The 21,615-nt window shown below is 54.2% G+C and carries 18 protein-coding genes; 9 read left to right on the plus strand and 9 right to left on the minus strand.

All coding sequences use genetic code 11. The annotated features are described in order from the left end of the window. The first annotated feature begins 117 nt into the window (after positions 1 to 117). Positions 118 to 528, plus strand: coding sequence for a phasin family protein (locus QT231_RS08600; protein ID WP_007113285.1), 411 nt, complete (start codon positions 118 to 120; stop codon positions 526 to 528). A 128-nt stretch (positions 529 to 656) separates the two neighbouring features. After that, positions 657 to 2,561 carry a class I poly(R)-hydroxyalkanoic acid synthase gene (gene phaC, locus QT231_RS08605; protein WP_308336503.1) on the plus strand — a complete coding sequence of 635 codons (1,905 nt, stop codon included), beginning with the start codon at positions 657 to 659 and terminating at the stop codon, positions 2,559 to 2,561. Positions 2,562 to 2,660: 99 nt separating this feature from the next. Here the strand turns inward: phaC and ahpF are convergent, their stop codons facing one another. Together ahpF and ahpC are read right to left on the minus strand one after the other, a co-directional pair. Further along, a complete protein-coding gene (ahpF, locus tag QT231_RS08610) occupies positions 2,661 to 4,217 on the minus strand; it encodes an alkyl hydroperoxide reductase subunit F (protein ID WP_308336504.1) in 1,557 nt (518 codons plus the stop codon). A gap of 185 nt (positions 4,218 to 4,402) precedes the next feature. Next, positions 4,403 to 4,966 (minus strand): alkyl hydroperoxide reductase subunit C, encoded by a 564-nt coding sequence (ahpC, locus tag QT231_RS08615; protein WP_226250748.1) that lies wholly within the window; start codon positions 4,964 to 4,966, stop codon positions 4,403 to 4,405. Between the two features lie 353 nt (positions 4,967 to 5,319). Between ahpC and QT231_RS08620 the strand changes: the two genes are divergently transcribed. The 4 genes from QT231_RS08620 (at position 5,320) to QT231_RS08635 (ending at position 9,474) form a co-directional block, all read left to right on the plus strand. Next, entirely contained in the window at positions 5,320 to 6,423 is a 1,104-nt protein-coding gene (locus QT231_RS08620; protein WP_308336505.1) for a polyamine ABC transporter substrate-binding protein, read from the plus strand. Positions 6,424 to 6,521: 98 nt separating this feature from the next. Next, positions 6,522 to 7,703: a polyamine ABC transporter ATP-binding protein gene (gene potA / locus QT231_RS08625; protein ID WP_308336506.1), complete on the plus strand. Its 1,182-nt coding sequence runs from the start codon at positions 6,522 to 6,524 to the stop codon at positions 7,701 to 7,703. Positions 7,704 to 7,738: 35 nt separating this feature from the next. Beyond that, complete coding sequence (locus tag QT231_RS08630; protein WP_308336507.1) at positions 7,739 to 8,647, plus strand: ABC transporter permease subunit; 909 nt, start codon at positions 7,739 to 7,741, stop codon at positions 8,645 to 8,647. Next, positions 8,647 to 9,474, plus strand: coding sequence for an ABC transporter permease subunit (locus QT231_RS08635; protein ID WP_308336508.1), 828 nt, complete (start codon positions 8,647 to 8,649; stop codon positions 9,472 to 9,474). Before QT231_RS08630 ends, QT231_RS08635 begins: the two co-directional genes overlap by 1 nt. A gap of 21 nt (positions 9,475 to 9,495) precedes the next feature. On the opposite strand, the gene QT231_RS08640 is transcribed toward QT231_RS08635, so the two are convergent. Continuing rightward, a complete protein-coding gene (locus QT231_RS08640; protein WP_308336509.1) occupies positions 9,496 to 9,705 on the minus strand; it encodes a CPXCG motif-containing cysteine-rich protein in 210 nt (69 codons plus the stop codon). A gap of 147 nt (positions 9,706 to 9,852) precedes the next feature. Here QT231_RS08640 and QT231_RS08645 point away from each other — a divergent pair, with 147 nt between their 5' ends. Then, entirely contained in the window at positions 9,853 to 10,281 is a 429-nt protein-coding gene (locus QT231_RS08645; protein ID WP_308336510.1) for a DUF3617 family protein, read from the plus strand. A 95-nt stretch (positions 10,282 to 10,376) separates the two neighbouring features. Here the strand turns inward: QT231_RS08645 and QT231_RS08650 are convergent, their stop codons facing one another. Next, positions 10,377 to 13,523 (minus strand): efflux RND transporter permease subunit, encoded by a 3,147-nt coding sequence (locus QT231_RS08650; RefSeq protein WP_308336511.1) that lies wholly within the window; start codon positions 13,521 to 13,523, stop codon positions 10,377 to 10,379. Continuing rightward, on the minus strand, positions 13,523 to 14,605 hold the full coding sequence (locus tag QT231_RS08655; RefSeq protein ID WP_308336512.1) for an efflux RND transporter periplasmic adaptor subunit: 1,083 nt from the start codon (positions 14,603 to 14,605) through the stop codon (positions 13,523 to 13,525). Before QT231_RS08655 ends, QT231_RS08650 begins: the two co-directional genes overlap by 1 nt. Positions 14,606 to 14,740: 135 nt before the next feature. On the opposite strand from QT231_RS08655, the gene QT231_RS08660 reads away from it, so the two are divergent. Further along, positions 14,741 to 15,925, plus strand: coding sequence for an NAD(P)/FAD-dependent oxidoreductase (locus tag QT231_RS08660; protein ID WP_308336513.1), 1,185 nt, complete (start codon positions 14,741 to 14,743; stop codon positions 15,923 to 15,925). 33 nt (positions 15,926 to 15,958) lie between these two features. On the opposite strand, the gene QT231_RS08665 is transcribed toward QT231_RS08660, so the two are convergent. From QT231_RS08665 to QT231_RS08680, 4 genes are all read right to left on the minus strand, one after another. Beyond that, a complete protein-coding gene (locus tag QT231_RS08665) occupies positions 15,959 to 16,270 on the minus strand; it encodes a YqjK family protein (RefSeq protein WP_308336514.1) in 312 nt (103 codons plus the stop codon). Further along, complete coding sequence (locus QT231_RS08670) at positions 16,245 to 16,649, minus strand: phage holin family protein (protein ID WP_088700401.1); 405 nt, start codon at positions 16,647 to 16,649, stop codon at positions 16,245 to 16,247. Before QT231_RS08670 ends, QT231_RS08665 begins: the two co-directional genes overlap by 26 nt. After that, positions 16,649 to 16,981: a DUF883 family protein gene (locus QT231_RS08675; RefSeq protein ID WP_308336515.1), complete on the minus strand. Its 333-nt coding sequence runs from the start codon at positions 16,979 to 16,981 to the stop codon at positions 16,649 to 16,651. Before QT231_RS08675 ends, QT231_RS08670 begins: the two co-directional genes overlap by 1 nt. A gap of 77 nt (positions 16,982 to 17,058) precedes the next feature. Then, positions 17,059 to 18,090 carry a phospholipase A gene (locus tag QT231_RS08680; RefSeq protein ID WP_308336516.1) on the minus strand — a complete coding sequence of 344 codons (1,032 nt, stop codon included), beginning with the start codon at positions 18,088 to 18,090 and terminating at the stop codon, positions 17,059 to 17,061. Between the two features lie 199 nt (positions 18,091 to 18,289). Here QT231_RS08680 and mscK point away from each other — a divergent pair, with 199 nt between their 5' ends. Further along, on the plus strand, positions 18,290 to 21,610 hold the full coding sequence (gene mscK, locus QT231_RS08685) for a mechanosensitive channel MscK (RefSeq protein ID WP_374694386.1): 3,321 nt from the start codon (positions 18,290 to 18,292) through the stop codon (positions 21,608 to 21,610). Positions 21,611 to 21,615 lie beyond the last annotated feature (5 nt).

Below are 21,615 nucleotides of genomic sequence, written 5' to 3' on the forward strand. Positions count from 1 at the left end.
AGGCTACTCTTTTTGCAGTGCAGCAAGGCAAGGTAAAGCAGGCAAGAGCAAGATATAGCTACATCACGATGAGTCACTCCAAGGCTCATGCCAAGGAACTAAACAGGAGCAGACACTATGCAAGACAATATGATGGACGCCTTCAACGCCCAAACTAAGCAAATGTTTGAGCCCATGCGTAAGATTAATTCGCTGATGCTCAACAACATGGAAAAAATGACCCAGTATCAGCTGGAAGCCATGAAGCGCTACAGCCAGATGGGTACCGAGCGCATTCGTAGCGCCACCGAGATTCAAGATGCAGAGAGCCTGCGTGATTTCGGCACCAAGCAAGCTGAAATGATGAACGAGCTGTCCCAGCAAATGCAGGAAGACGCGCGCGTAATGAGCGAGATGAGCCTGCAGTTTAAGTCTGAAATGGAAAAAATGTTCAGCGAGGCTGGCCAGCAAATGTCCGAGCAAGCCAAGGCTGCTACTAAAAGTGAGCAACCTGCCAAAGCCTCTAGTCAGTCCTCACGTAAGAGCTGACTAGTGACATCATCGCGGCGCCCAAGGGCGCCGCGATGCATTTGTCGTAGCGATTATAACAATCTGGGTCATTGCACCCTGGGTTAGAGCGTTCAGTGCGCCTGCCTATAGGCGTAGGGAGAGTAAGTATGCAGTCAGCGTGGCAAAATCCTTTTCAGACAATGTCAGGGCTATCTGAAAGTCTTTCGCAAGGGCTGGGTCAAGGCGTTCCTGAAGGTCTATCCCCCTCTGAGATCGAAGATTGGAATAATCAGCTTAAAGAGATTAGTGAACAGTACCAAGGATTGATGCAGGATCTGCTTTCCCGTATTGCGCCCAGTGAAGCCGCCGATTCAATTTACAGCGATATGCGTGAAAGCTTTGAGGCGGGCGCGCAGTCGCTAATGCAAAATCCTACGCTGCTATGGGAGACCCAAACCCGATTACTGCAAGATCAGTGGCTATTGTGGCAACAGGCCATGCGTAGTATGGCCGGTGAACAAGTCGAGCCGCTGATTATGCCCGACAAAAGTGATCGTCGCTTTAAAGACGACGCCTGGACGCAAGATCCACACTATATGTCCATTATGCAGCAGTATTTGCTGTTCTCGCAGATGGTGGAAGAGCTGATTGAAAGCTTGGGTGGCTTGGACGACACCCATAAGCGTAATTTGGGGTTTTATGCCCGCCAGTTGGTCAACGCGATGGCGCCAACCAACTTTATGTCGACTAATCCCGAAGTCATGCGCCGCACCATTGAAACCCGAGGTCAAAATTTGGTCGATGGCTTGGAGCGGCTGCGAGAGGATTTAGGCAATTCAGCTGAAGGCATCAATGTCCGCATGACCGATCGCGCTGCCTTTGGCGTGGGCGAAAACATCGCCGTAACGCCCGGTTCGGTGGTGTATGAAAACGAATTGATCCAGTTGATCCAGTACACCCCAACGACAGAAAAGACCTTTAAAACGCCGCTGCTGATGGTGCCTCCATGGATCAATAAGTACTACATTCTTGATCTGCGTGAAGATAACTCCATGGTGAAGTGGCTGGTGGATCAGGGCCATACGGTGTTTTTGATCTCCTGGCGTAACCCTGGCCCGGAGCAGCGCGATATCACCTGGGCCGACTATATGCAGATGGGGCCGATTAGTGCGATAGAAGCCATCGAGCAGGCCTGCGGTGAGAAGTCGGTGAACCTACTCAGCTATTGTGTCGGCGGGACGTTAACCGCCTCCACGGTGGCGTACCTCACCAGTACCCGGCGCGGGCGCAAAGTAAAGTCGGTGACCTATATGGCCACGCTGCAGGATTTTCGTGATCCAGGCGACATCGGTGTCTTCCTTAATGAACGAGTTGTTGAGGGAATTGAGCAAACGCTAGAAGCGAAGGGTTACCTTGATGGGCGCTCAATGGCCTATACCTTTAACTTATTGCGTGAGAATGATCTGTTTTGGTCGTTCTACATTAATAACTACTTGAAGGGAGAGACACCCGCCGCCTTTGATCTGCTCTACTGGAACACTGATGGCACTAACTTACCTGCCGGGACGCACGCATGGTACCTGCGCCATATGTACCTGGAGAACCGTCTGGTTGAGCCCGATGGCATTGAACTGGATGGCGTGAAGATTGATCTGTGCAAGGTATCAACGCCCAGCTATTTCGTATCCACCAAAGAAGACCATATTGCCAAGTGGAACAGCACTTACTACGGGGCCTTGCTACCCAAGGGGCCGGTTACCTTTGTGTTAGGCGGCTCGGGGCATATCGCAGGCATCGTCAATCCGCCCCATAAAAACAAATATGGCTACTGGACGAACGACGCACTACCGGAGACCCACGAAGAGTGGCTGGAAAGCGCTACGGCTCAGGAAGGCTCCTGGTGGCCCCACTGGCAGGCGTGGATGACCGACAATGGCTATGCCGATAGCGAAAAGATGGTGCCTGTGCGTCAACCCGGAGACGGAGAGCTTAAGGTAATTGAGCCTGCGCCAGGGCGCTATGTGAAGATGACGATCCCTGAGGTGTTGGGTGAAATGCCGACTCGGTCTTGATTGAGATCTAAAAGGCTGTACGCGGATGGCCTACTGTAAGGCTGATTCCCAACAAAAAAGCCCGCTGACATTTTGTCAGCGGGCTTTTCTTCGTCACGGTCAGTTTCGAATTAGATAGTCGAAAGCACCGAGCGATGCCTTGGCGCCTTCGCCCATGGCAATGATAATCTGCTTGTAGGGCACGGTAGTCACATCGCCTGCGGCGAATACCCCGGGCACGGAGGTCATACCATGGGCATCGACGATGATCTCTCCGCGTGGCGTCATCTCAATCGGTGAACCTTTCAACCACTCTGTATTAGGCACCAGGCCAATCTGAACAAAAATACCTTCCAGCGCGATAGATTTGCTCTCATCAGACGTGCGGTCTTTATAGTTCAAACCGTTAACACGGCTGCCATCGCCCGTCACTTCAGTGGTTTGTGCGTTGAGAATAATATCGACGTTAGGCAGGCTCTTAAGCTTTTTCTGCAACACTGCGTCGGCGCGCATCTCGCCCATAAACTCTATCAGCGTCACATGCCCAACAATACCGGCCAGATCAATCGCCGCTTCAACGCCGGAGTTACCGCCGCCAATTACCGCGACCCGCTTACCTTTGAATAGCGGGCCGTCACAGTGGGGGCAGTAGGCAACGCCCTTGTTGCGGTACTGCTGTTCGCCGGGCACATTCATTTCGCGCCAGCGGGCGCCAGTCGCCAGTACCAGGGTTTTGCTCTTAAGCGTCGCGCCGGACTCAAAAGTAATTTCGTGCAAACCACCTTCCGCCTCGGCTGCTTTAAACGCCGTGGCAAGCTGAAGGTTCATGACATCGACTTCATACTCTTTAACGTGCTCTTCAAGGGCGCTAACCAGCTTGGGGCCTTCGGTATGGGAAACGGAGATAAAGTTTTCGATCCCCATGGTATCCGCTACCTGACCACCGAAGCGCTCAGCGGCAACGCCGGTATTAATACCTTTACGCGCTGAGTAAATGGCGGCCGCAGCGCCTGCCGGGCCACCACCAATGACGAGCGTATCGAAAGCGGCTTTTTCGCTCAGCTTTTTGGCGTCGCGTTCGGCGGCACCGGTATCCACCTTGGCCAGAATCTGTTCAAGCGTCATGCGGCCTTGATCGAACGGTTTACCGTTTAGGTAGATGCTCGGTACCGACATGATTTCCCGCGACTCAACTTCGTCCTGAAACAGTGCACCGTCAATAGCGACATGGCGCACGTTCGGGTTGAAGATCGCCATCAGGTTAAGCGCTTGAACCACATCGGGGCAGTTCTGGCAAGAGAGCGAGTAGTACGTCTCGAAAAGCATCTCGCCGTCGAGGGCTCTAATTTGGTCAAGTAACTCGTCAGAGGTTTTGGGCGGATGGCCGCCGACTTGCAGCAGCGCCAACACCAGCGATGTAAACTCGTGGCCCATGGGGATGCCAGCAAACACCACGCCCGTCTCTTCACCGGGGCGGTTGATCGCAAACGAGGGCTTGCGTGCGTCCTGGCCGTCACTGTGTAGGGTAATCTTGTCGCTCAGGCTGCTGATATCCTCAAGCAGGCCAAGCAGTTCTTGAGACTTGGCACCGTCATCGAGGGAGGCAACAATCTCGAACGGCTGAGTCACTTTTTCCAGATACGCTTTTAACTGGGATTTTAAATTGGCGTCCAGCATGACAGTAGCTTCCTCGCAGGTAACAGACGTATTGAACACACGCGTGTGACGGTGCTAATCATTAATATTTAAAAACGGTTTTGAAAACTGGTTTAAAACAGAACGCCCGGGTGAAACCCGGGCGTTGAATCTGCACGCACTTGCGCTGCGTAACTAACAGCAAGCGCATGGAGTCTGTAGGCGGTTTAGATTTTGCCTACCAGATCCAGTGAAGGCGCTAGGGTTTCTTCGCCTTCTTTCCATTTAGCTGGGCACACTTCGTTCGGGTTGGCACGAACGTATTGAGCAGCTTTTACTTTACGCAGTAGCTCTTCGGCGTTACGGCCAATGTTGCCAGCGTTGATTTCAACAATCTGGATTTTGCCGTCGGGGTCGACAACAAAGGTGCCACGCTCTGCAAGACCCGCTTCTTCAATCAATACTTCGAAATTACGAGAAATCTGTAGCGTCGGATCAGCAATCATTGGGTATTGCAGTTTGCCGATGGTCTCAGAGCTGTCGTGCCAAGCTTTGTGAGTAAAGTGGGTGTCGGTTGAAACGCTGTAGATTTCAACGCCCAACTTTTTGAACTCAGCGTAGTTATCGGCCAAGTCGCCCAGCTCAGTGGGGCAAACAAAGGTAAAATCGGCCGGGTAGAAGAAGAAGATAGACCACTGGCCTTGCAGATCCGCTTCAGTTACATCGACGAATTCGCCATTCAGGTAAGCAGTAGCTTTAAACGGTTTTACTTCAGTGTTGATCAAGGACATTCAGATAATCTCCAGTTGTCATGGGTGTAAGGCTTATAAAGTAGTGCTAATGCTAACGGCTAGCGACTAATGTCTAAAATTAAAAAAAGCCATCCAACCAATAGCATTGCCCTATTAGCGAATCAGAGGTCGCTGCTTTACTAGACACTTAATGGGGCCGTTAGAGAAAAATACAAGAATTTTTCACATTGGCTTGCGGTAGGCGTCACTGCACCGCAAAATTCGCACGGTCAGCATTATGGCCTACGCTATTTTTAGCCGCTGACGGCTGTTTCGGGCAGCGGCGGGGCGCACGGGGCAAAAAATTTGGCTGCATTATTTAGTGAATAGCTTAGACATAAGGAGCAGTGATAATGGGGAACATCCACAAACTTTCCGCGGCCGTTGCGGCTATCTCATTCGCCGCAGCGGCTAGCGCTGCCCACGCCGAAGAGGTGCGGGTGTTTAACTGGTCAGACTACATTGCTCCGGAAACGCTGGAAAAATTCACCGAGCGTACCGGCATTGAAGTGACCTATGACGTTTATGATAGCAACGAAATCTTAGATGCCGCGCTGCTTGCCGGGCGCTCCGGCTACGATGTGGTGGTGCCTTCTACCTACTACTTTACCCGCCAAGTGAAAGCCGGTGTTTTCCAACCGCTTGACCATGAACTACTGCCCAATTTAGACAATCTTAACCCCGAGCTGATGGCCAACCTGGAAACCATCGACGCCGGTAGTGAATACTCGGTTCCCTATATGTGGGGCACCAATGGGATTGGCTATAACGTTGATCGTGTTAAGGAAATTTTAGGGGACGACGCGCCGGTAGATAGCTGGGCGCTGCTGTTTGATCCGGAAATAACCGCGGCGCTGAGCGAGGCGGGCTGCGGCTTATCGATGTTGGATTCCGCCGATGAGATGCTCTCGCCAGCCATGGCGTACCTGGGCCTAGACCCATTGAGTGAGAGTATCGATGACATAGAAGCCGCTGGTGAGCTGATCGCCGACGTTCGCGACGATATGACTTACTTCCACTCTTCACGCTATGTGTCCGATCTCGCTAACGGCAATATCTGTGTGGCCGCTGGCTACTCCGGCGATGTTTTCCAAGCCGCCGAGCGCGCTGAAGAAGCCGGACGTGACTTCAGCATTGGTTACAGCATTCCCAAAGAAGGTGCCGCGCTCTGGTTCGATATGATGGCGGTACCCGCCGATGCGCCAAACGCGGAAAACGCCCACGCCTTTATCAACTTTATCCTCGACCCGGAAATCGCCGCTGAAATTACCGAATACGTGCGTTATGCCAACCCTAACGCGGCGGCCGATGAATATCTTTCCGATGAGATCCTCAATGACCCGGCTATCTACCCGGAAACCGAGGTCATGCAAAACCTCTACGTCCAGGCCGAAAAGCCCCAAGATGTACTGCGTGCCCGTACGCGCATCTGGAACCGCGTAAAGTCTGGTCGTTAAACCGACATTTATCTGACGGCGAGCCTGCGGTTAATTCTCGGGCTCGCTGTTCGTCTTTTTAATGCCCCGGTTGCCGGGGCTTGTGATGGGAGTGGCGAATGGTCACTACGTCCCTATCGAACGAGCCTTCATCGGCTTCACCCATTTCTCCTTCTTCGGCGCGACCCCAGGGCAAAACCCCGCGGTTTGCTGAAGATGTGGTGCTGGAAGTGAAGCGCTTGAGTAAGCGGTTTGATGATGCGCTGGCGGTGGATGATGTCAATTTGCAGGTGAAGCGCGGGGAAATTTTTGCCCTGCTGGGTGGCTCCGGGTCGGGTAAATCTACTCTGCTGAGGATGCTGGCCGGCTTTGAAACCCCAACAGAAGGCCGCATTTTATTAGACGGTGAAAATATCACCGCGATGCCCCCGCACAAGCGGCCAATCAATATGATGTTCCAATCCTATGCGCTATTTCCGCACATGACGGTAGCGCAGAATATTGCCTTTGGCTTAAAGCAGGACAAGCTTCCCAAAGCGGATATCGACGCGCGAGTCGCGCAGATGCTGAAGCTGGTACATATGGAGCGCTTTGCCAAGCGCAAACCCCATCAGCTCTCTGGCGGCCAGCGCCAGCGTGTGGCGCTGGCGCGCTCGCTGGCTAAGCGGCCGAAGCTGCTACTGCTGGATGAGCCTATGGGGGCGCTGGATAAAAAGCTGCGCACAGAAATGCAGCTAGAGGTGGTGGAGATCATCGAGCAGGTAGGCGTTACCTGCATTATGGTCACCCACGATCAGGAAGAGGCCATGACCATGGCCGACCGAGTGGCGATCATGGCCGATGGCTGGATTGAGCAGATCGGTTCGCCCATCGATATTTATGAAAGCCCGGTGAGCCGCATGGTCGCGGAATTCGTTGGCACGGTGAATCTGTTTGAAGGCGAGATTATTGAAGACGCTGCCGACCACTGTCGCATCACCGCTCCCGCGCTTGAACGACCTATTTATATTGACCACGGTATTACCACCCAGGCGGTAGATCGGCGGGTCTGGGTCGCGTTGCGCCCAGAAAAGATCTGGCTCACCCGCGAACAGCCCACTACAGAGTATAACTGGGCGGCTGGCAAGGTGGATGATATTGCCTACCTGGGCGGTTTCTCACTCTACTACGTGCGTACCCAGTCCGGGCAGATCATTAAGGTCAGTATGGCTAATACCGAACGCCGCGGTGATCGGCCCACCTGGGAAGACAGCGTCTATGTCTACTGGGAAGATCACAGCACGATTGTGTTGAACCGGTGATGCATGGGGTTTTTACCGCGAGGGGAACACATTAAATGATGCTATCTCGTGTGTCAGCGATGCTTAAGCGCTGGCAGTTAGGGCGGCGTGCCGTGATTGCGTTTCCACTTGTGTGGTTGACGCTGTTTTTTTTACTGCCCTTTGCGCTGGTGCTCAAAATCAGCCTCTCCGAGGCGGCCATTGCCATTCCTCCCTATGGCCCGCTGCTGGAGTACGCCGACCAAACACTGCATGTATTTCTCAATCTGGGCAATTATCTCTTTTTGCTGTCGGATTCGCTGTATATCGACGCGTATTGGGGTTCGGTAAAGACGGCGTTTATCGCCACGCTGACCTGTTTACTGCTGGGTTACCCGATGGCCTATGCCATGGCCCGAGCCCCGGCCCGCTGGCAACTGCTGTTACTGCTGCTGGTCATGCTGCCTTCATGGACGTCGTTTTTGATTCGTGTCTACGCCTGGATGGGAATTCTAAGCAACAATGGGTTAATCAATAACCTATTGATAGGGCTTGGGCTGATTGATTCGCCGCTACGCATGATGAATACCCAGTTCGCGGTCACCATTGGCATTGTCTACGCCTACCTGCCATTTATGGTGTTGCCGCTGTACGCCCACCTGACCCGTATGGATAACTCGCTGCTTGAGGCTGCTGCAGACCTTGGCTCGCGAAAACTCAATACTTTCATCAAAGTCACCTTGCCGCTCTCAATGGGGGGCATCGTCGCGGGTTCGATGCTGGTGTTTATCCCGGCGGTGGGGGAGTTTGTGATTCCTGAGCTGCTGGGTGGCCCGGATACGTTAATGATTGGCAAAGTGCTGTGGGAGGAGTTTTTCCTCAACCGCGACTGGCCGGTGGCCTCGGCGCTGGCCATGGTGATGCTGCTGTTGTTGCTGGTGCCGATTGTCTGGTTTCACCGTTACCAGTCCAGGGAGCTTGAATAATGCGCATGCGACGGCCGAATTTCTCGACGGTCATGCTGGTACTTGGCCTGCTGTTTCTCTATCTGCCGATGTTTGTACTGGTGGTGTATTCGTTTAATGCATCGAAACTGGTCACGGTGTGGGCGGGGTTTTCCACCCAGTGGTACGGCGAGCTGTTTCGCGACCAGCAGATATTGTCGGCGGTGTGGACGAGCCTGCGCATCGCCTTTTTTGCGGCCAGCATGGCGGTTTGTTTGGGCACCGTGGCCGCCTTTGTGATGACCCGCTATGGGCACTTCCGAGGCAAAACAGCGCTATCGAGTATGGTAACGGCGCCGCTGGTCATGCCCGAAGTCATCACGGGACTTTCGCTGCTGCTGCTATTCGTGCAGATGGCGCATATTACCGGCTGGCCAGCTGACCGGGGCATGGCGACCATTTGGATTGCCCACACTACCTTTTGCAGCGCCTATGTGGCAGTAGTGGTGGCCGCGCGCCTGCGTGAAGTGGATCACTCCATCGAAGAGGCCGCCATGGATTTAGGTTCACCACCGGTGAAAACCTTCTTCTCTATTACGCTACCGATCATTACCCCAGCGCTGGCAGCTGGCTGGCTGCTGGCGTTTACGCTCTCCCTCGACGATTTAGTGATTGCCAGCTTTGTCTCGGGCCCTGGGGCGAATACGCTGCCCATGGTAGTGTTCTCGTCGGTGCGGATGGGGGTGTCGCCGAAGATCAATGCGCTGGCCACGCTAATCATTTTGATCGTATCCCTGGCGACGTTGTTGGCGTGGTTTTTTATGCGTCGCAGCGAAACCAAGCGCAAGGCTGCCTTGCGAGACGCTTAATTCAAGACGTTAAATTCAAGGCTAGAGAACGTCATCGTCGCGCCCGGCAACGACGCTGTCGAGCTCACCGGTGACCGGCGAAACGATAATCTGTAGCTGGATGGGCGCGCAGCACTGATGACAATCTTCCCAGGTTTCGTGGCTGCCCTGGGAAGTATCTATCAGGAAGGTCAGCGGTGAGTCGCAGTAGGGGCAGTGGAAGTCATAATTGACCAGGGCGTCGTCTTGCATTGTTGGCTACCTTGTATAGCGGATGCGCTAAATCATTTTCTTACCCAATGAGTGTAGCAGTGTGGTCGTCGGGTAGGGCATCGTGGGATTGAATCAGGTAGGATATCCCAGGATTTAAGTTCTTAAAGCAACGCAGTGAGAGTAGCGATGATGTTACGTAACATGGCAGTAGCGGCCCTAGTGGTCTTTCCGATGGTCGCGTTGGCTGAAACCCCCAATGTGACCGCTGGTGAGTGGGAGTTTGTGAGTAAAACCAGCATCAGTGGCGAAATGGAAATTCCGGATCAAACGGAAACCGAACGTCAGTGTATTAGCCAGGAAGAGCTTGAGGGGGCCGAGTTTGGCTTCATCGAGGAAGAAGAGGGCTGCGAGCTGCTCGACCAGGATCTGAACGCGGACGGTCTAAGCTATAGCATGGTGTGTCGCGCTGAGGGTGGCGAAGCCACCATCGATGGCGAAATGCGCTTTATGGGCGAGCGTATCGAAGGCAGCGTTGATATCCTTACCCAGTCACCCATGGGTGAGCTGAGCATGAATACCGTGATTGAAGGCGAGTATCTTGGCGAGTGTGAGTGATTGCTTTCTGCCGTTAATAACGCGTTAGTTAATAACTAGCAGTAGCTTACTAAAAGGGCGCCCCTTCTCTAGGGCGCCCTTTTAGTTTGCCGTCTTTATATGTCGGATGTTCCTCCTGGGGCGTTAGCTATCTCCTCCTCTAACTGTCGCTTGACTGCCCCGGGTGAACCGGTGTGGCGCGCCAGCAAGTCATAAGCTACAGGCACCACAAACAGCGTAAACAGCGTTGCCGAGCCTACCCCCGCCATAATCACGGTGCCGATGACCAGGCGTGATTCAGCCCCCGGCCCTGTCGAGATGATCAGCGGAATGGCGCCGGCCATGGTGGTCACGGCGGTCATTAGGATGGGCCTCAGGCGGGTCACAGAGGCTTCAATCAACGCCGTGCGAAACGCTTTACCTTCGTCGCGCAATTGGTTGGCAAACTCGACAATCAGAATACCGTTTTTCGCCGCTAGGCCAATCAGCAGTACCAAGCCTACCTGGCTGTAGATATTCAGCGATTGACCGCTTAGCAGCAGGGCGAGTAGCGCACCGCTCATTGCCAGCGGTACCGTAAGCATAATCACAAAGGGGTGAATCAGGCTCTCGAACTGTGCCGCTAGCACCAAAAAGACCACTAATGCGCCGAGTATCAGCAGGAACGCGGTGGCGCCGCTGGCCTGTTGGAAATCCCGCGAGGCGCCTGCCACATTGGTTTGCACTTCTTCGGGCAGTAACTCCGCAGCGCTCTGCTCTAAATAGGCCAAGGCTTCGCCAAGGGGGTAGCCATCGGCGAGATTGGCTTCAATGGTAATTGCCCGTATACGGTCAAAGCGGTTCAGGGTGCTGGCACCAGCAAAGTCAGAAAGAGTGACGAGACTAGCCAGGGGGATCAGCTCGCCCGTGCGCGCAGAGCGCACCTGTATGTTATCCAGCGCTCTCGGGCTGTTCTGACTGCCCCGGTCGCCTTCCAAAATCACGTCGTACTCTTCACCATTATCCACATAGCGAGTGACGTTACGGCCACCTAACAGCACTTCAAGCGTTCTACCTATCTCGGTGACGGTAACGCCTAGCGAAGCGGCACGTTCATAATCAATATCCACCCGCAGCTGTGGCTGTGTTTCGTTATAATTGCTCTCCAGCGCCATTAAACGTGGGTTATTTTCGCGCACATGATCGATCAGCGTATCGCGCCAGCGGGCCAGTTCTTCGTATGTCCCACCGCCCAGCACAAACTGCACCGGCTTTTGGGTACGTTGCCCAAACCCTTGGCGCATCACCGGGAAAGCCTGTACCCCCGGCAGGGAGCGTAACTTTTCACGCACTTCGGCCATTATCGCCCAGGCGCTGCGTCGACTGCCCCAATCGGCCATATTGACGATAATAAAGCCGCTATTAAAGTTCTCGATGTTACCGAAACCGCGTGGGGCGCGAACCACCACACGCTCTAGCTCACCGCTCTCTATTAGTGGGTTCATGCGTGCTTCGATTTCATCCATGTAATCCATCATGTAGTCGAAGGTGGCGCCTTCAGGGCCATTGACGAGTACGATGAAATTGCCGCGATCCTCCTGAGGCGTGTATTCATTCGGCAGTACCGTGGCCAGCCAAACGGTGGCTCCAATCAGCAATACAAAAGCCGTGACCACCAACCAGCGCATTTTGAGCATCCACTCTAACGTGGCCTGATAGCGGCGCTGAGTGCCGCTGAGCAGCCACTGTACGGCTTTGCCAATCCGACTGTCGTGCATGCCCGGCTTAAGAATTTTAGACGCCATCATCGGCGTAAGCGTCAGTGCCAGCAGAGTAGAGACCACTACCGCGGCGGCCATGGTCAGCGCGAACTCGGAAAATAGCCGGCCAATATCGCCTTGTAGCATACTAAGTGGCACGAAGACCGCCACCAACACCAGGGTGGTGGCTATAACCGCAAAGGCGATTTGCCGTGTGCCGCGAAAGGCGGCGACCAGTGGTGTTTCACCGTAGTCGTGCATGCGCCGATTAATGTTTTCGAGCACCACGATGGCGTCATCGACAATCAGACCGATCGCCAGCACCAGCGCCAGCAGCGTTAGCAAATTGATTGAGAAATTCATTGCTGCCAGGGCGGTAAAAGCCCCAATAACGGCAATCGGAACGGTCACCGCAGGAACCAGGGTGGTGCGCAAATTGCCCAAAAACATAAAGATCACCACCACCACCAAGCCCATGGCGATAAATAGCGTCATAACGACCTGCTCAATCGCCCCGGAGACAAACAGTGAGGCGTCGTAGTTCAGGCTTAACGACATGCCTTCGGGCAGCGTTCCTTGCAGGCGCTCAAGTTCGATCTGTACGGCTTCGGATAGCTCGATTACATTAGCTGTTGACTGCATGATCATCCCCAAGCCGACCATGGGTATGCCATTGGAGCGGAATACCGAGCGATCCTCCACCGCGCCGACTTCTACTCTTGCGACATCGGAAAGACGCACCAGATAGCCGTTGTCAGCCTGATTGAGTGAGGTGCTGCGGGGTGAGTTGATAGCAAGACGCTGAAAGTCTTCGGCGCTGGCAAAACTACGCGGGAGGCGGACAATAAATTGGCGATCTTCAGATTCAAGCGAACCTGCAGGCAGTTCAACGTTCTCTGCCCGCAGGGCATCTTCGATATCGCTAACGGTGAGCCCGCGTGCGGCCAAGGCATTGCGATCCAGCCATACGCGCATGGCATAGTCGCTGCCGCCACCGACACGTACCCGCGCGACCCCTGGTTGAACGGAAAGGCTGTCGACCAGAAAGCGGTTAGCGTAGTCGGTCAGCTCGGTGATCGAGTAGTCCTCGCCGGACAGGCTTAACCACACGACAATTTCTTCGCTGCTATCGGCTTTGGTTACCTCGGGGTTGTCTGCGTCATCGGGCAGGTTGCGCAGCGCGCCGGAAATGCGGTCGCGAATATCATTAGCGGCGGCATTGATATCCATATCGATGCCGAATTCGATTTCGATTCGCGATCGGCCATCTTCGCTTTGCGAGGTAATCAGCTCAATGCCTTCCACGCCCGCAATACGGTCTTCTAGAACTTGGGTAATGCGTGTTTCAACGACGCTGGCCGAGGCGCCGGGGTAGCGGGTATCGATAGTGACCACAGGTGGGTCGATGGTGGGGTACTCTTGCAGCGGCAAGCGATTAAGCGCTAGTAGGCCGAAGGCAATAATCAATGCCGCGATCACCATTGCCAGTACCGGCCGCTGAACAGAGATATCCGATAAGCGCATTAGCGGTCGGCCTCCAGCAGCGCGCGTATACCTGTCTCGTCATCGGCAATCCCGATTAACCTCGCCTCTTGCCCATCGCGGGCAAGCTGTAGGCCATGAAAGACAATTAAATCGTCAGGGGATAATCCCTCAAGTATTTCCACCTCGCCATTGCGTCGCTCGCCAATCGCTACTTCGCGCCGGGCCAAACGGGTAGTCTCGTCAGCCTGTTCGATAAGCATCACAAAGTGGCGGTCACCGCTAGGCTCAATGGCCGCTTCAGGGATAACAAGGGTGTCGCGTACGCGCTGTTGAACGATCACTTCCATCAGCATGCCAGGGCGCAGACGGCCATCGGCATTCTCAAGTTCAGCGCGGACATTTATGCTGCGGGTTACCGGATCCACCCGTGTGCCGATGGTGGCAATTTCACCACTAAAAACCTCGTCAGGGTAGGCGGCAGTAGTGGCATTAAGCATCAAGCCTGGCGAGAGGCGGCCCAGAAATACCTCGGGTATGCCAAAGTCGATCTGCATAATATCCAGTTTGTCGAGTGTCACCAGATCCATTCCTGGAGTGACCAGGGCGCCGATGCTGATGTTGCGAAAGCCAACACGGCCGCTGAAGGGCGCTTTTATCTGGTAATTAGCCAGTTGGGCTTCAATCGCTTGAATATCAGCGTCGGCCTGGCGCAGCCGTGATCGGCTATCTTCTACATCGGCCCGGGCCGCAAGGTTACGCTCTTGCAACTGCGAAGCGCGATTTGATGCGTTAAGCCGCTCTTCGCGCAGTGCCTGAGACGCCCTCAGTTGGGCCTGTTCTTCCGCATCTTCCAGACGAATAAGCAGCTGACCCTCTTCGACCTGCTCGCCGTCACGGAAGTTGATCTCTGCAATGATGTCTGTGACGGTAGCTGAAAGCGTGACACTCTCATCAGCATTAAGGGTTCCCAAGGCTTCGAGTGGATCCGACCACGTGGCCATGACCACCCGTGTGCCAATGACTGATGGCATCGATTGAGCCATCGTCGCATTGGAAAGCAGCAGGATGAGGGTCACCAGTGCGAATCGCAGCAGACATCGTCGATGTATAGACAGAAGCATAGTGTTCTCAGCGTTAGATAATATTTATACAATTATTGTATAGGGTAATTTTGCCATATAATAATTTTTAAGTGTGACCCTGTTAGAATGCCTGCTTTTTACGGCGGGAATCGCCCTTAATATGAGCTGTCCATTATGATCTATGACGTTGTCGTCATCGGTGCTGGCGCCGCAGGCTTGATGTGCGCAGCGCAAGCGGGCTATGCCGGAAAACGAGTCTTAGTACTTGATCATGCTAACAAAGCGGGCAAGAAAATTCTGATGTCCGGGGGCGGCCGCTGCAACTTTACCAATCTTGGCACCACGCCACAGCACTTTTACTCGTCAAACCCCTACTTTTGTATTTCAGCGCTCAAACGTTACCGGCCCGAGCACTTTGTTGAGCTGGTAGAGCGCCATGGCGTTGAGCATGTGGAGAAAACGCCGGGCCAGCTATTCTGTGCCTCTTCGGCTAAAGAGATCGTTCGCACGTTGCTTACTGAGTGTGAGTGGTCGGGGGCGGAAATCAGGCTCAGTACACAGATTACCCGCGTGGAGCAGCAGGGCGCTGCCATGCGGCTATCGACCTCGATAGGTAGAATAGATGCGGGCGTGGTGGTGGTGGCGAGTGGTGGACTGTCAATTCCGAGTATGGGCGCGACGGGGTTTGGCTACGACATAGCCCGTCAATTTGGTTTGGAGGTGTTTGCTACGCGCCCTGGGCTGGTGCCGTTCACGCTTAGCGATACGTGGAAGGCGCGCGCTGCAGAGCTTTCCGGCGTAAGCGTGCCCGTGGCCGTAAGCGCGGGCAACCGCCGCTTTTTGGAACCTATGCTGTTTACCCACCGCGGCTTGTCTGGCCCTGCGATGCTGCAGATATCCAGCGTTTGGCAGCCTGGTGAGCGCATTACGGTTGATCTGCTGCCTAAGGAGAATGTAGCGGAATCGCTGCGTGAGGCACGCCAGGAGACGCCCAAGCGCCAGCTATCGACTTGGCTTGGCGAACGCTTCCCGAAACGCTTGGCGCAAGCGCTGCTGGAGTGGTATCCCGGTCATGACCCGGCACTGCCACTGGCTCAGTATGCCAATGCAGCGTTAGATGAATGGGCATCAAGGCTCAATACCTGGCAATTGAAACCTGCGGGCACCGAGGGTTGGCGTACCGCAGAGGTGACAATGGGCGGGGTCAATACCGACGCACTTTCGTCCAAAACCTTTGAGGTCAAAGGCTTGCCACAGTTGCGCTTTATCGGTGAAGTCTTGGATGTAACGGGGGAGCTTGGTGGGTATAACTTTCAGTGGGCGTGGGCGAGCGGCGTAGCCTGCGGGCAGTCCTGCTAAGCAACGCCCCTAGCCCAGGCAGCAGCATCAGAATTAAGTAGCCACTTTGGCTAATAATTTAAGCTTTTTGAATAACATATAGCCAGCAAGCGCTTTTCTACCTGCCGCCATTGCGCCACCTGGGTGGCGCATCAGCTTGAATGCGGCAAATCCACCGATGGCGTAGAGCGGCAGCTTGAAGCTTTCCCAGTTTCTATCCAGTGGGGAAGCGGCTTGCTGTAAAAATTCGCTATCGACCAAAATGTCCACGCGCTGCTGCTCAAGCTCGGCTAACAGTAGCGCTTTGCGCTCAGCGCGGCTGAGCGGTTTTGTAGGTGGGTTAGCGGTGTCTGCGAATGGTTTCATCACTGGGCTCCTCAAGCAGTGCTCGGTCAGCAGCGAGCTGTTTGAGTGTTTCTTTTAACAGAGAGTGTTGCTTGGACTGGCGAATCGCAATAACCGCAAGTAGCAAACTGGCGCCTATCAACACGGCTGCGCTGATCGCAATAGCAGTGAGGCGGTAGGTATCCCAGAATAGAACCACTACCAGAGCCGTTAGCGTGGCAATACCCAGCAGCAACAGCAGTAAACTTGCCCCTGCGAGGAGCAGTAGAACCAGTAAGCGAGCACGCTCCTCTTCTAACTCAAACACCGCCAAACGCAGACGGGTTTCGCTATTAGCAATCAGCGATTTCAGTAAGCGTTTGGCGGCAGAGAAGACGCGTTGGGTTGGCCCCAAAGCCATTAGCGACGACCGAGCAGCATACCGATAACCACACCCGCTGCCGTGCCAATGCCAATGCTCGTCCAAGGATTTTCATGCACATAGCGGTCACATGCATCGGCTTGCTGGGTCAGCGAATCACGGGTTTCGTCATAGATGCGTTCGCCACGTGCTTCAAGACGTGCACGAGTATCCTTCAGGCGGCGTTCGGCGCGGCTACGTAGGTCGTTCATCTCTCCGCTGGCATCTTTAGCTGTCGCATTGACCAGCTCTTCAACGGTTTCACTCAGGTGACGCAGATCATCTTTGAGTTGATCGGCTTGAGTAGAGTACGTGGGTTGACGTTTAGCCATGGAGTCTTCCTTAGACGAGTTAATGTTAGGACTGCTACTAGCATAGCAGTCATATAGTTAGAGACAAGTAAATGCCCTTATCGGTTCAGCCCAGTGGCACTAAATAAGGGATTTAAACTAAACCCAAGGCTTAAGCGGTGCACGCGATGATCATAATCGATCATGCTTTCACCATACCCGTAGTAGTACTGCAGGTGCGCTCGCAAGCTGTTGAAAGCAGGCCAACTGTAATCAATTTGGGTGCCGATATTGCCAGCGCTGGGGTTGCCGCGTAACTGGCCGCTTACTTCATGGTTATTATTGAGGCGCTTGGCGAGACGAATATCGCCGTATCCCATGTAGCGTTCGATATCTGGATTGTCATCATTCGTTGTGGATTCTGGTACTCGCCAATGGGGTGCCAGGGTGAATGCCCAGTCACCACGTTGAAAGATGCTCTCAAGGTAAACACGGTTCCAGCTGCGCGAGAAAGGATCCGAGCGACCGTTTGATTGGTGATTCAGGGATACGCGATTACGGGTGTTTACCCAGCCAAGCGCCTCCCAGGCATTATCAAAGTCGATAAATATTTCAGGCTCGTAATTGGTTTCGCGAAAGGGTGAGGAGGCGTCGGTATTATAAGCCTGCCACCAGCTGCGCTGGGTGTAGCCAAAATAGACGTCACCGTAGTTACCAAACACCTGCTCAGCGAGATTAACTTTGGCACTGAACTGGAATTTTAACTCCACGCTATCTGCAGGGGTGCCGTTAGCCACGGTGCGGAAGCTTTCACGATTTTGGTTAGTATTATAACTAACAGGGAACAGATAGTTGGTGCGGTGGGTAGTGATTGAAAACGGGTTCCGGCTTGACTCCTGTTCAAGCTCACGACGCTCGTTTAAATCTTCCCGCGCAACTTCCTCCGGCAACTGTTCCAGCGGTAAGTCTAGCGCGGCCTCTCCGGGGGTTTTTACTTGCTGTAGCTGTTGATGCAGATCGTACAGCTCGGCGTTGAGGGCACGTATACGTGCTTCGATCTCCTGTTGAGACTCGGCGATGGCACTCGCACTAAACGTAGCAAGGCTCAGCAGGACAAGAAGTTTTATCAATGGCAGTTTTCGGGTGACCATCAAGGTGACTCGCAAAATGAATGAATAGGCAAATGCCAAGCTCGTTTCTATCACGCCCCCTACGGAAGTCAACAGCTCTGATTGCGCTGGCTATCAGAACGTCTGACAATAACCTTACTATCCGTGTCTGCGGAGCTTTCGATCTCAATGAGGCATAAGTAACGTGGTGAGATGCGCCAGTAAGTGGAGTATAACCTGTTTGTTCCTGCTGCTCGTTATTTGCAGCTGTATGGTATTCAATACAGCCCATGCTGCGCTTCAGGTCGGTAAGCTTGAACGGGTGCCTGAGCAGGCTGAGCTAGCCTCACGGCTTGCTCAGTTAGAAGCCCTTGAGGAAAACTTGACCGCCCAGCAGGCTAGCGATAAAGAGGCGCTGGAAGCGGCCCTCGAAGCTTATGAGCGGCTGGCTTCTGTGGATGAGCGTCTTGCTGCGCTAGACACCCGCGTAGAACAAGCCCCTGAAATGCTGGCACGCCTTCAGCGAGAGTTGAGCGAAGTGGAAGAAGCCTCGCAGCAGCTAAGCGTTGCCGACTTGAGCGATCGTCCCCTCGACGAACTGGAAACGTTGCAAACCAATGCGGTGGTCGAGCTACAGCAATTGCAAAGTCAGTTGGCGGAAGTGAACTCGCAGCTGCTGGCCGCCCAGACACTACCTGAACGTGCCCAGCAATCCATCGCGGAAACCCTTCAGCGTGCAGAGAGTTTACGCCGACAGCACGATGAACGCGAGGCATTGCTAGCGGATCGCCAACTCTCTGCACTGAGCGATGCACGGCTTATCCAATTACGCCTGGAGCGCGCGCTGGCTGAACGTGAAGTGCGCTTTTATCAGCGCGAGCTAAGTGCCAATAGCCGCCTGCGTGAATTAGCCCAGGAGCGGCGCGATGTACTGATGCTTCAGATCGATTATCAAGAGCAGCAGCTAACCATGCTGCAAGGGGTGATTGATCGGCAGCGTCGGTTGGCCTCTGAGCAAGCCATTGCCGATGCCGCCAGGGATAACCCGCTAATCGCTGCGGGACATCCGGTCGTAGTGCAGGCGCAGCAAAACAACCAGAAACTTAGCCTGGAACTGCTCCGGGCAACCGATCGCGCTAACACTGTTGTGCGTGAAAATATTGAAGCTCAGCGGCAGTTGGAGAACGTGCGACAGCTACAGCGCAGCCTTAATGAGCAAATTGAGGCTATCCGGGGTAGCCAACTGCTGTCGCGTATTTTGCGCGAGCAGCGCAAGTCATTGCCCCCTTTGGCTGCTCCACGGAATTTGCAGGATGAGATTGCCGATCTGCGCTTAAAGCAGTTTGATTTAGTCCGTCAGCGCGACCAGCTACGGCAAAGTGAACAGTATGCGGCTACGCGCCTGGCGGAGGCGGGAATAGAAGCGACGCCGGGATTGGTCGACTCCCTTTCACAGCTTTATCAATCGCGCCGTGAGCTGGTGGAGCAACTAGAGCAGTCTTACGGCAGCTTATTAAGTGCGGCGATTGAGCTGCAACTGAACCAGCAACAGCTAGTAACGACGACCAGTGAGCTGCGTAAGACCATCGATGAGCAGCTGTTTTGGGTCGCCAATAGTCGTCCTTTGGATATTAATTGGCTGCGCCAACTGCCGCACAATCTTCGGTTAGAGTGGCAAGAGGGGGAGTGGCGCGCCATTTTACCCACCCGCTGGCAAGGGCTCTCCTGGGAAGTGCTCAGAGGGGCGCCGTTAGTGGTGTTGAGTCTGGTATTAATTGGCTTGCGGCGTCGCATTAAAGCCCGCTTGGCCAAGCTGCACTCGCAGATTGGCCGGTTAAAGAGCGATACCCAACTGCATACACCCAAGGCGGTACTGCTGAATGCATTGCTGGCGCTCTCTGGCCCGTTAGCATTAGCTGGTATTGGCGTTGGGCTGCAGGGCGCGGCTGGGCCATTAGCTAATAGCGTTGCCCCGGCGCTGCTTCAATTAGCCTTGAGTTGGGCCGTGATCGCTTGGGGGCGCAGGCTACTGGTCGCCGATGGGGTGGCCGAGCGCCACTTTACCTGGTCGCCACAGTATAACGCCCGGTTACGCCAGCTATTAGGTGGTTTAGGTATCGCCTTGATACCGGTCATTGCCATTGCGGCAATGTCTGGAGAGTTGGAAACGGCGCTGGCGCTGCGCCCTGTTGCCTTGGGGTTATTCTCGTTGGGCTTGATAGCAATGAGCTGGTGGCTGGCACAGTTGATCCTGGCGCATATTCCCATATTTGGTGTCCACCTGTTTCGCTTGCTGTTGGGGCTGGCAATGGCCTCGGTGCCGCTGATTTTGCTGGGATTGGTGGTTTGGGGTTACGAATACACCGCGTTACGCCTGGTGGGCCGGTTTGCGATTACGCTTTATTTACTGGGGCTATGGGTCGTGGTGGAGGCCTCTCTGGTGAGAAGCCTAGCGGTGGCCGCGCGACGGCTCGCTTATCGCCGTGCGCTGGCGCGCCGTCGCGCTCAGGTGCAAGAGGGGGCGGAAGGTGGTCTCGAAGTAGTGGAAGAGCCTCCGCTTGATATGGCGCAGATCAATAGTCAGTCGCTGCGGCTTTCCAAACTGATTGTGTTGATTGGCTTCAGTGCACTGCTTTATTTGGTCTGGTCAGACTTGCTTTCGGTGCTTGGCTATTTGGATAACGTGTCACTGTGGGAAGCGCAAGAGGGAGATTTAGTCGATAACGCGCTATCGATATCCGACGTCTTTGCGGCCCTGCTGATTGTGGCTATTACGTTCATCATGGCGGGCAATTTGCCGGGTCTGTTGGAAGTGATGGTGCTCTCCCGGCTGTCATTGAAACAGGGCAGCGCCTATGCCATTAGCTCGTTGCTCTCCTACACCATTGTGGGCACCGGGATAGTAATGGGGCTGTCGACCCTTGGCGTTTCCTGGGACAAGCTTCAGTGGCTGGTGGCCGCCCTAAGTGTGGGGTTGGGGTTTGGCTTACAGGAGATTTTTGCCAACTTTATATCCGGTTTGATCATCCTGTTCGAGCGGCCGATTCGTATTGGTGACACTATTACGATTGGCAATTTGCACGGCACCGTTAGCCGTATCCGTATCCGCGCGACTACCGTCACCGATTTTGACCGTAAAGAGATCATTATCCCCAACAAAACCTTTGTGACCGACCAACTGATCAACTGGTCGCTATCGGATAATATCACCCGCGTTGTGCTTACCTACGGTGTGGCCCACGGCTCCGATATAGACAAAGTGCATCAACTATTACGTCAGGTGGCGGATGAAAACCCTCGTGTACTAGCCGACCCTGAACCCCAGGTTTTCTGTTTGAGCTATGGGCAGCACAGTCTCAATTTTGAGCTGCGTATTTTCGTCAACGATCTGCTTGATCGGCTGTTTGCTGCCGATGAAATCAACTGCCGGATTGATTCACTGTTTCGCGAAGCGGGCGTACGCGTGGCGTTTGAGCAGATGGATGTGTGGCTACACCCTGATCAAGGCGAGGCGGTGAGAGTACAGTCCGCTAATCAACTGGTGCCCCCCGCCTCGACCTAGTGCTC

The organism is Halomonas sp. SpR1 (assembly GCF_031010175.1).
Classification (GTDB): Bacteria; Pseudomonadota; Gammaproteobacteria; order Pseudomonadales; family Halomonadaceae; genus Vreelandella.

What these genes read in the sequence shown, in the direction of transcription:
- QT231_RS08600 (WP_007113285.1), top strand. Translation starts at nt 118, where the DNA reads ATGCAAGACAATATGATGGACGCCTTCAACGCCCAAACTAAGCAAATG.
- phaC (WP_308336503.1), top strand. Translation starts at nt 657, where the DNA reads ATGCAGTCAGCGTGGCAAAATCCTTTTCAGACAATGTCAGGGCTATCT.
- ahpF (WP_308336504.1), bottom strand. Translation starts at nt 4,217, where the DNA reads ATGCTGGACGCCAATTTAAAATCCCAGTTAAAAGCGTATCTGGAAAAA.
- ahpC (WP_226250748.1), bottom strand. Translation starts at nt 4,966, where the DNA reads ATGTCCTTGATCAACACTGAAGTAAAACCGTTTAAAGCTACTGCTTAC.
- QT231_RS08620 (WP_308336505.1), top strand. Translation starts at nt 5,320, where the DNA reads ATGGGGAACATCCACAAACTTTCCGCGGCCGTTGCGGCTATCTCATTC.
- potA (WP_308336506.1), top strand. Translation starts at nt 6,522, where the DNA reads ATGGTCACTACGTCCCTATCGAACGAGCCTTCATCGGCTTCACCCATT.
- QT231_RS08630 (WP_308336507.1), top strand. Translation starts at nt 7,739, where the DNA reads ATGATGCTATCTCGTGTGTCAGCGATGCTTAAGCGCTGGCAGTTAGGG.
- QT231_RS08635 (WP_308336508.1), top strand. Translation starts at nt 8,647, where the DNA reads ATGCGCATGCGACGGCCGAATTTCTCGACGGTCATGCTGGTACTTGGC.
- QT231_RS08640 (WP_308336509.1), bottom strand. Translation starts at nt 9,705, where the DNA reads ATGCAAGACGACGCCCTGGTCAATTATGACTTCCACTGCCCCTACTGC.
- QT231_RS08645 (WP_308336510.1), top strand. Translation starts at nt 9,853, where the DNA reads ATGATGTTACGTAACATGGCAGTAGCGGCCCTAGTGGTCTTTCCGATG.
- QT231_RS08650 (WP_308336511.1), bottom strand. Translation starts at nt 13,523, where the DNA reads ATGCGCTTATCGGATATCTCTGTTCAGCGGCCGGTACTGGCAATGGTG.
- QT231_RS08655 (WP_308336512.1), bottom strand. Translation starts at nt 14,605, where the DNA reads ATGCTTCTGTCTATACATCGACGATGTCTGCTGCGATTCGCACTGGTG.
- QT231_RS08660 (WP_308336513.1), top strand. Translation starts at nt 14,741, where the DNA reads ATGATCTATGACGTTGTCGTCATCGGTGCTGGCGCCGCAGGCTTGATG.
- QT231_RS08665 (WP_308336514.1), bottom strand. Translation starts at nt 16,270, where the DNA reads ATGAAACCATTCGCAGACACCGCTAACCCACCTACAAAACCGCTCAGC.
- QT231_RS08670 (WP_088700401.1), bottom strand. Translation starts at nt 16,649, where the DNA reads ATGGCTTTGGGGCCAACCCAACGCGTCTTCTCTGCCGCCAAACGCTTA.
- QT231_RS08675 (WP_308336515.1), bottom strand. Translation starts at nt 16,981, where the DNA reads ATGGCTAAACGTCAACCCACGTACTCTACTCAAGCCGATCAACTCAAA.
- QT231_RS08680 (WP_308336516.1), bottom strand. Translation starts at nt 18,090, where the DNA reads ATGGTCACCCGAAAACTGCCATTGATAAAACTTCTTGTCCTGCTGAGC.